Origin of the sequence: uncultured Maribacter sp. (genome assembly GCF_947496775.1) — a bacterium.
Classification (GTDB): Bacteria; Bacteroidota; Bacteroidia; order Flavobacteriales; family Flavobacteriaceae; genus Maribacter_B.
This window is the reverse complement of record NZ_CANMDU010000019.1, coordinates 1-8,994: the sequence shown is the minus strand read 5'-3', so window position 1 is coordinate 8,994 and position 8,994 is coordinate 1. Positions and strand designations below refer to the sequence as shown.

General features: G+C 31.1%; 10 protein-coding genes. All 10 read right to left on the bottom strand.

What is annotated here, in order from left to right; genetic code table 11:
• Positions 1–229: 229 nt before the first annotated feature.
• A complete protein-coding gene (locus Q0856_RS17590; RefSeq protein WP_298507107.1) occupies positions 230–799 on the bottom strand; it encodes a hypothetical protein in 570 nt (189 codons plus the stop codon).
• A 215-nt stretch (positions 800–1,014) separates the two neighbouring features.
• A complete protein-coding gene (locus tag Q0856_RS17585) occupies positions 1,015–2,028 on the bottom strand; it encodes a hypothetical protein (protein WP_298507105.1) in 1,014 nt (337 codons plus the stop codon).
• A gap of 107 nt (positions 2,029–2,135) precedes the next feature.
• Positions 2,136–3,404 (bottom strand): hypothetical protein, encoded by a 1,269-nt coding sequence (locus tag Q0856_RS17580; RefSeq protein WP_298507103.1) that lies wholly within the window; start codon positions 3,402–3,404, stop codon positions 2,136–2,138.
• A 217-nt stretch (positions 3,405–3,621) separates the two neighbouring features.
• The gene (locus Q0856_RS17575) at positions 3,622–4,287 is read right to left on the bottom strand and encodes a tetratricopeptide repeat protein (protein WP_298507101.1); all 666 of its coding nucleotides are present in this window, start codon (positions 4,285–4,287) and stop codon (positions 3,622–3,624) included.
• 208 nt (positions 4,288–4,495) lie between these two features.
• The gene (locus Q0856_RS17570; protein ID WP_298507099.1) at positions 4,496–5,287 is read right to left on the bottom strand and encodes a hypothetical protein; all 792 of its coding nucleotides are present in this window, start codon (positions 5,285–5,287) and stop codon (positions 4,496–4,498) included.
• A gap of 308 nt (positions 5,288–5,595) precedes the next feature.
• Entirely contained in the window at positions 5,596–6,174 is a 579-nt protein-coding gene (locus Q0856_RS17565; RefSeq protein ID WP_298507098.1) for a hypothetical protein, read from the bottom strand.
• Positions 6,175–6,393: 219 nt separating this feature from the next.
• Entirely contained in the window at positions 6,394–6,741 is a 348-nt protein-coding gene (locus Q0856_RS17560; protein WP_298507096.1) for a hypothetical protein, read from the bottom strand.
• Between the two features lie 51 nt (positions 6,742–6,792).
• Positions 6,793–7,641, bottom strand: coding sequence for an IS3 family transposase (locus Q0856_RS17555; protein ID WP_298507109.1), 849 nt, complete (start codon positions 7,639–7,641; stop codon positions 6,793–6,795).
• 14 nt (positions 7,642–7,655) lie between these two features.
• Positions 7,656–8,048, bottom strand: coding sequence for a helix-turn-helix domain-containing protein (locus Q0856_RS17550; RefSeq protein WP_298507094.1), 393 nt, complete (start codon positions 8,046–8,048; stop codon positions 7,656–7,658).
• Positions 8,049–8,292: 244 nt separating this feature from the next.
• Positions 8,293–8,889, bottom strand: a complete 597-nt coding sequence (locus Q0856_RS17545) for a GrpB family protein (protein ID WP_298507093.1) — start codon at positions 8,887–8,889, stop codon at positions 8,293–8,295.
• Positions 8,890–8,994: the final 105 nt, after the last annotated feature.

The window sequence follows — 8,994 nt, the reverse complement described above, 5'->3', positions numbered from 1 at the left end:
TGTTGTGCTGATAAACGTACTGCTTGCGAAAATTAGCTAATCCAACTATAGGGTAAACAACAAAAAAGGAGGGAAGCGCTTAGGTTCTCTTTTTTTTACTAGGTAAGTTACTGCCAACGGCTACGTATAACCGTCAGTTACGGGTTAAATTAGCGATTATTTTCGGTTTAGCACAGGCTTTAGCAATTCCGAGTGGATTCGGACGTAGTCGAATCCGCCGTAATTGCGGTTATACATTGTTGGGTACAGTTATTTTTATTCGTTCAATGTTTTCAAAAGGTTCTTTTTCCTCAACATATTCCAATAGGTCAAATGCGATTCCAGTTTTGCCTTTTTCAATTTCTGTGTTAACTATTCGTTCCAATTTTTTTATTCCAATTGCATCAACACCATAATAATCGATAAGAATAGAACTATTTTTTTCGAATAGAGCTTTTATGATTAAAGCTTTTCGGTTAATAAAACCTATTTCCTCAAACTTATCATTTAATTTAATTCCAATTTCGTCAGCAATTCTTATCGAGTTTTGCTTGTCAATTTTCTTTTTCTTAATCAAATACTTCTCAACTGTAAGAGGAAATAATTTTTCCAAAATCGAATTTTGAGAGTAATTTTTCGCCCAAGGTAAATCCGTATTCATTTTTTGAAAACGCTTTATCAATTTGATTGTTAGGTCAAATCCGATAATTCTCACACTCGGAATATAAAGTCGGATTAGTTTTCCGCTTTTTAATTCAAATTCTGGTACAGAAATTCCGTTTAACTCAAACTCTTTATTATGGAAAATGCTGTTTGTCATAATTGTACCCAACGTTAAATATATGGCAAGTAGGGCAGAAAACAAACGATTATTTTCGGTTTAGCCACAAGCCAAATCTTTTGTATTTTGTTTTAATTTTTCTTTTTTAATACCAAATCAAAAGATTTGGCGACTTTGCAAACAGACAACAAACTTTAGGTTAAACACTAATCGCCCTATTTGCTATATATAGTGTTGCCATTAGTTTTTTATTTTCAGTTCTTAAATCGGTTAGTAATTTCATTATTCTTAATAAGTATATACCACGAATAAGAAACGGTTTCATATCTTTTTAAACTTTTAATATAGGCAGGTTCAATTAATTCCATCGATGATAAAACATCTGTTACTACTTTTTTAAGTTCCGAGTTTTTAGTTTCATTATCCATTATTGAAGTCGAGCCATTTTTATTTATTCTTACACCAATTTTTAGAGTGTCACTTTTTAAAGTCAAATTTATTTTATTTGCTTCGCTCAAAATTAAATCACTTATAGAATTCTGAAGACAAGCCTCTGTGTGATTATTTTTACATTTTGATATTAACGGAATTCGTGATTTATTAGTAAATTTTCTCGGCAATGATTTTTTTTCAATTAATTCATATGGCTTTTTACGACCGATATATTCTGTCTCTATTTTTTCGATAGTTTTATAGGTAATAGTGACCTTATGATTTGGATAGATAGGTTTTTCTTTTCTGATAAAATTAGACATTTTTATAAGCAAATCAATTCGTGTGTTACCTATTATCCAAGCATTATTTTTGTAATAGTCATTTTCTTCGTCAATAACAGTTTTGTCCGTCAATTCTCCTTCAATTTTACTTTTTCCTAATTTTGAGATTAAATCTTTTTCAACAGTTAGGTAATAGTTTGCTAATGCTTTTCTAATATTTTTATTCTGTTTGGGTTCAATTTTTTTTTCAAAGTTTGCAAAGTCAAGTTCATATCTGATTTCTTTAATAAGCGAGTCTTTTTTTGAAAAGACATATCGTACTATTAAATCTAAATTTGGCACGCTGCTGTCTTGTCTTATGTAAGATGCAATACCTAAATCCTCTTTAAGCGAATAAACAGATTTATCCTTTATTTTTCCTCCAACAAATTGTTTTTCGAAAGCAATATATTCAGAAAGAAGTGTATTGTAAATATCATAACTGTTCTCTTGAGATATTCCCTTTGAAACTATTGATAAAAATAGAATTATTAATAAATTTTTAATATTCATTTGCGCACGATATTTCTCAAATTAATGGCAACGTCTATTGTATGGTGCGTTTGCATCCCGAAGGGTGTATGTGCACTATACAAATTGTTGTGTTTAGTTATTTTAATTTACCATTTCATTATTGATTCTTCTTTCCATAAAATCAGTCGAAAGTCTTCATAATGATTTCCGTTTCCAATGGTATGCTCATCTCTAAAACCTTTTCCTAACTGTAATTTATGAAGCATACCAGAATAAGAACCAACCCATAAGGTTTTCTCATCATCTGATATTGTAATTCCACTAATTGTTGAACCTAAAAAGTGTCTCCAAATACATTTTCCATTTAGGTCAATTGCTTTTATATATCCGTGTGCATCACCTAAAATGTAGAAGTCAGAAGTAGCAGTTCCACAATATACTCGCATTCCTTCGTCTATTGTTTGGTATAATGGACTTTCCTCATATTCAGGAATATTAATTCCATTTAGATTATCTGTAGCTACTCCGATTGTAATTCCATTATAAAAATGACAAGAGTTAGTTATTAACTGCTTATCATCTTTTGAAAAAAGGCAATAATGTGGGTATTCAGATTGTTGTCCTATTCCTCCAATTTGAGATCCACTATTGTCTAGTATTCTATGTTCCGAACATTGGTCGCCGGTAATAATATATTTGTTATCATTTGATAATGTTGCATTTTCCATATCAATGTTTGAATCCCATTCTTCATCTTCTAAATCAGGCACAGGATGAATCATTTTTTCAAATTCTTTTGTAACTAAATATATTCCCTCAGAAGTGGTAAGTAATATTTTAAGTCCATCATTGAATGGAATTAGCTCTGTTATACCTAAATCTTTGGTTTCATTTAACTCAAAAGTAGAAATGATATTTCCTTGCCATCCTTGAGTAGTTGTAATTTTATTTTTAGCCGATATAGCAAAAACATTATTTTTTTTGGATTTGCCGATAGCATTAATTTCTGAATCTAATTTTAATGTGTTTTCATTATCAAGAATGTATGCTTGTCGTTTTTGATAAGATGTACCTGTTAGGAATACAATTTTCTGTTCGTCAATAAATTGCAACTGCTCGATACTTTGTCCTTTTTTTTCAAGGAACTTTATTATTGGTGTATGTGCGGGTGGAAAATTATTCCTGAATTCTTTAATAGTATCTGTTTCATTAGCTTTCTTCAATAGACTGAAAATTTCGTCTGCTAAATGATCTCTATCGTCTACGGGTTCTTTTCCTTTCCAATTTTCCCACCCATTCTTTTCTCCAAATTCAACCATTTCGTTAACCTCTTTAGCGTATTTGCTTCCGAGCTTATTCCATTCCTCTTTGATGTTTACTGGTTTTTTCTTTTTATTGAAGAAGTTAAATTTCATTTATAGTTTATAATTAAACACAACGGTTGGGCTAAGCGTAGTGCGGGGGCAAGGAAACTTTTCGTTTCCGTCTGCCGACGTAGCTAAAGCTTATTGTTTAGTTTTATTTTTTCTTGTCCAAAGCTAAATCCATAAGATTTAGCGACATTATAAATATACACAAACCTTTTGGTCTAGCTCAAACCTTCGCATTACGTTTAGGCATTGTTGTAAAACGTTATTTTATTTTTTTGTTGAGTTTCCTAATTTTAACTTTTAATAGTGATATATTTTTAACTATAGTTGTGTCGATTTTTGAGTTCAAGGGATACCGTTTTTCAATTTCATGTATTTTGTTTTTATAACATTGAATTGCTTTTTTAAAATCGCCTTTAAGTTCATAAATCTCTGCTAAATCCAACTCATAATCCCCATTACTTTCTATAGCTTTTTTAAATTCTAAAATAGCTTCATCATACTTTTCCATTTTTGCTAAAGCCCATCCAGAATTTCCCAAAGCTGTAGGATATTCGTAGCCTGCCTTTTCCATAGCAATTTTGAATTCCCGATGAGCTAGTTTAAAAGAATCTAATTTATAGAGCCCTGTTCCTTTGTAGATATTTAGGAAATCCTTTTCGGGATATTTTTCGATTATTCGGTCAATGTATTTGATTGCTTGACTTGGATTAACACTTAACAGACTATCTATTTTTGGCTTGTAGTAATTTGTGTATTGTTCTTCAGCAATCCAATGTTTCAGAGGTACTTGGTTTTCTTTTCTCTTTTTATCTCTTTCGCTTTGTTCCGATGCAGCCCAAATACCAATTCCAAATATCCCCGCATAATTCAGTCCGATTCCGATAAGAAATATGATTACAATGTAGTAGACGTATTTCTTTTTCATAATGTTTTACAACGGTTTAGCTATGAACTTTACGGGAGCAAACCAGCGTTTGCTTTCCGCCACGCACATAGCGAAATCTTTTTGTTTTGTTTTTTCTTTTCTTGTCCAAAGCAAAATCCCAAAGATTTTGCGAACATCATAAAAATACGCAAACCCTGCGACTATTCCCGAAGCCCGTATTGTTTATAGGTTTTGTTAGGCAATGTATTTATTCAATCACTACCATTGGATAAGTGGTATTAACAAAATCCATTTCAGTTTGATTTAGTTTTTCAAATGGTTTTTTAAATTTTGATTCAGCTAGTTCCATTCTTAACTGATTTAATTCTTTTCTTATAAGTTCACTAACCTCGGCATAAACATTATATTTTGCATTCTTGTCCGTTTTTAATGATAAAATTGATTTGGACTTATTCCTTTTGTAATATTTGCTTAGTATTTCTCCAACTTGGTCTATTTCGATTGGTTTATTTTGGTAAATAATCTTGCTTTCATCGTTTATTTCTATTTTTAAAGCGTTACTTATCTGTTGATCAGTTGGGCTTTTAAGAGTTGTTACAGTATGGTCTACTCCAGCAGAAGTAGCGATTAAGTCGAATACAAAAAATACGGATAATTTGTAGTATTCCATTCCATAATCCTGAGTTTCCAGCACGTCATTTATGATTGTCGCAAATTCTTTCCTTTCTATACCTTCATTTTTGGAGAATATTTGAATGAGTTCATTTGTAAACATCAAATATTTCTCAGATTCGTATTCATTTGATTTTTGTACTATCTTTTTCTGACAATTATTTAGTTCTTCTTTTTCCGGACCGAACAATTCATGCCATTGTTTAATGAAGGATTTAGAAGGGGTTTTATGAAGTTTTCCACTTGCCATCTCACTAAACGCAATTTGCAATGATTTAGCGGTCGAGTCTTTTAGTATAAACTCTTTGATAAGTAAATTTTGATGATTTTTAATCAGTAATTTCAAACTTGTTCCATTATCAGGCATAGAATTATACATGCATTTCGATATTGCATTTTCAATACGTGCGTCTTGACAATAGCTGCTGATACAGAAACAGAAGAATAAAATAAAAATGGTTCTTTTCATATATTGCCTAACGGCTTCGGCTAAGCGTAGTGCGGAAGTAAGGAAACTTTTCGTTTCCGTCTGCGCACGAAGCTAAAGCTTATTGTTTAGTTTTTAATTTTCTTGTCCAAAGCTAAATCCCAAAGATTTAGTGACATTATAAATATACATAGACCTTTCGATTAAGCCCTAAAGCCCGCATTACGTTTAGGCATTGTTAGCAAATGTTATTTTTCCACTTGCAATATGGAATTCAGTTTTTCTTTCACAATATCCGCTTCAAAATTGTAAAATAAAATGCACATAATGTATGGCGCTATGAAAAGTAAAATGGCTGTCCAATTTACTTTTTCTTTAGTTGATATTTTTTCGAAATTTTCATAATCCGCTTTGCTTAGGCTATCCTTTACCAATTCATTATTTAATAATTCTTCCATTTCCTTCTCATACTTAGAAGACTGAAAAAATGGAGAAATTACTAATGCCCCAGAAAATACTGTTAGAATAATTGCAAGAGTTAGAACTGTCTTATGAAGACTTAAACTTAATTTGATTTTGCTTCCATTTTGTGTTTCAGAAACAAGTCCAGAAGCAATAGGTATGAAGGAGTTCCTTCCACCTTTAAGAATTCTCCTAATTTTGAATGAGCTATTTTCCGTAAATCCCTCATATTCTTTAATCGAATTTTTGTTAAATGTTAGTCCTAATTCAGAGTTCCAAGAAATATTACCATTTATTATTTCCAAAATATGATTTGGCTTTAACGGACTTTTGAACTCGATTTTTTCAAAAGGTAATAAGTTCATCGATTTTTTATAATATTTGCTAACGGTTGAGCTATGAACAGTATGGGAGCAAACTAACGTTTGCTTTCCGCCACGCACATAGCGAAATCTTTTGGTTTTGTTTTTTCTTTTTTTGTGTCAAAGCGAAATCCCAAAGATTTCGCGACCTCATAAAAATACGCAAACCTTTTGTTTAAGCCCGAAGTCCGTATTGTTTATAGGTTTTGTTGTGTGTAGTTTTTAGTCCTCAATTTTTGGGTTTTTTAGTTTTCTTTTAATCAGATATTTTATGTAATTCAATAAAACTAGCACTGGTAAATACATAAAAAATCCAATCACAAGAAAAGTATAAGTAGTCCCAACCAAAAGGGTGTCAAATTTAAAATCCAACCAATTCCAAGTCCAAGCTAGAACGATTAACAACAGTCCGATTACCCCTTGTATTTTTAGAGATTTGTTTATTGTCTGAATCAGTTTGGTGAAACTAAATGATTTTGCAAGTCCGTTTTTGTATCCATTCCATAATATTGGTAGTCCCAACAGTAGAATGACTAAAATGGCTACAATTTCTATATCTGGAACAATCATTTTTAATCGATTTGTCTTGTCCTGAAATAGGTTGACCTTTTTTTATGATGATTAAAAGGATAATAATTCCAGATTATTTTTATTTTTTCGATACAATTTGTAGTCTATATTTTGTTTTAAGTGGACCTTGTTTGGTGTGCTTAAATTGAGACTCCAATGTGTTCTAAAATTGTTGTAAATAAAGATAGCCTTTTTGACTAATTTTTGTGCAAGTTTAGTGTTTTTAATTGTTTTTTTTAGGGCATATTCATATTTGAGTGTTTTGTTAATTCGTTCGGCTATTGGGTTTTCATATGGGTCGTATTGCTCGGTCATACTCAAAGTTAAGTTGTTATTTTCTGCAAATAGGGTATAGGTAGGGTTGCAGTATTGCAAACCTCTATCGGAATGATGAATTAGCTTTTTATCAGGATATATTCTGTTTTTAAGCGCCATTTTCAGTGCGTCTAAGCAGAGTTCCGTTCTCATATGGTTATCTATTTTGTATCCCATTATTTTCTTTGAATATGCGTCTGTTACTAAAGCCAGGTAATTATGTCCGTTTTGTGTTTTGATATAGGTAATATCGGTAACCCAAAGTTGTTCAGCTCTAGTAGGCACTTTATCTTTTACTAGGTTTTTGTATTTGTAAAAATGATGTTTAGAATTTGTTGTTATATGATACGTTTTGTTTTTCTTAATGAGTAGTTTATGGTTTCTAAGGAACTCAAAGAACTTGTCTCTACCTATTTTTATTTTGTTTTTTTTGAACTCATTTTTTAGATGGTCATGTAGTTTTTTACCTCCGGTTTGTTGTCCAATTTTGTTTCTACAATCACGCACCAATTGTATCATAATTTGTTCATTTACTTCTTTACTATGATGTGATTTTAGTCGTTTATAAAATGCTTGTTTGCTTATCCCAAAACATGTAGTTAACCATTTTCTTTTAAACGGTTTTGTTTCTTTTTTTGAATCTCGTCTGCTAATGTTTTGGGCAATGACTTTTTTGACATATCGACACCAGTAATTAGTTCCATGTCTGCAATGATGTCTTGTTGAAAGTCTTTTACGAATTCAAGTTCTTCAATCTTCTCTTTAAGTTTTTTGATTTCATCTTTTTTACTCATACCAATTTTCTTTTGTTCTAAGGTACTGTATTTTTTCATCCAGTATTGAATAGAGCTTCTAGAGACTTGATATTTATTTGAAGCGTGATTAATGGATATTTGCCCATTATGAATTTGGTCAATGATTAAAAGTTTGAGTTCAAAGCCTACTTTTTTGTAGCTTTTTTTTCGGCAGGAGTGTTTGTCTTGTTTTTCCATAGATTACTAAAAATATTTGTTTTTTTAGTCAACCTATTTCAGGACGATGCAATTCTGCAAATTACACACAACGGACTTGTGTATGAAACGTAGCGTGCAAAAAAATACTAACTTTTTGGATTAACACAGAGCCGAATTTTTATATTTTGTTTTTACTTTTTCTATTCTAAAAACCAAATTTAAAAATTTGGTGGTCTTTGTAAATAAGGATAAACCTTTAAATTTAGCATTTATTAGCTATGTTTTATACACTGTGTTGTGCGCTGGCTTTTTCGTTGATTATTTCCAACGTTTCTTTCACAAAATCTGTCTTTCCAAGTACATAAGAACCTCTGTCATTTTTGAACTTTTTTGCTAATTCAAGTTTTAGATTTTCATACTGTTTTGCTCTTTCAGGATTTGAATTTAGATAGTCTCGGAAGTCAATTTGTTTCCACATTATATTATCTTTTGGACACATATGAATATGAAAAATCTGCTCTTTTTTTCCGTCCACATTATATCCTTTTCCAAAAGATGAGTAAGCCTCAATATTATCTCTTGCTGGCACTACAAAATGAGAATAACCCAATTCCGTAAAATTTGCAATTAAATTTTCGTCAAATAGCTTTTCTTTTGGGATTTCTATCATTAAATCGATATAAGGTTTTGATTTTATACTAGGAATTGAGGAACTCCCAAAGTGTTCAATCCGCAGGATTGTTTTATCTCCTACTTTATCGATTATTCGCTTTTTTTCGTTTTCGTAAATAATTTTCCATTCAGGATTATGGTCAACCAATTCTATTGGAAAGAGTCTATTCCAATCTTCTTTGGTTAAATCATTTAATGTCTTTTTCATTTTATCTCGATTTTTTTTAGCTTGTGCACAACGGTTTGGCTATAAATAGTACGGGAGCAAGTTAGTACTTAACATTCCGCCACGTAATTAGCCAAACCTTTTTGT

What these genes read in the sequence shown, in the direction of transcription:
- Q0856_RS17580 (WP_298507103.1), bottom strand. Translation starts at nt 3,404, where the DNA reads ATGAAATTTAACTTCTTCAATAAAAAGAAAAAACCAGTAAACATCAAA.
- Q0856_RS17575 (WP_298507101.1), bottom strand. Translation starts at nt 4,287, where the DNA reads ATGAAAAAGAAATACGTCTACTACATTGTAATCATATTTCTTATCGGA.
- Q0856_RS17585 (WP_298507105.1), bottom strand. Translation starts at nt 2,028, where the DNA reads ATGAATATTAAAAATTTATTAATAATTCTATTTTTATCAATAGTTTCA.
- Q0856_RS17565 (WP_298507098.1), bottom strand. Translation starts at nt 6,174, where the DNA reads ATGAACTTATTACCTTTTGAAAAAATCGAGTTCAAAAGTCCGTTAAAG.
- Q0856_RS17545 (WP_298507093.1), bottom strand. Translation starts at nt 8,889, where the DNA reads ATGAAAAAGACATTAAATGATTTAACCAAAGAAGATTGGAATAGACTC.
- Q0856_RS17560 (WP_298507096.1), bottom strand. Translation starts at nt 6,741, where the DNA reads ATGATTGTTCCAGATATAGAAATTGTAGCCATTTTAGTCATTCTACTG.
- Q0856_RS17570 (WP_298507099.1), bottom strand. Translation starts at nt 5,287, where the DNA reads ATGCCTGATAATGGAACAAGTTTGAAATTACTGATTAAAAATCATCAA.
- Q0856_RS17550 (WP_298507094.1), bottom strand. Translation starts at nt 8,048, where the DNA reads ATGGAAAAACAAGACAAACACTCCTGCCGAAAAAAAAGCTACAAAAAA.
- Q0856_RS17590 (WP_298507107.1), bottom strand. Translation starts at nt 799, where the DNA reads ATGACAAACAGCATTTTCCATAATAAAGAGTTTGAGTTAAACGGAATT.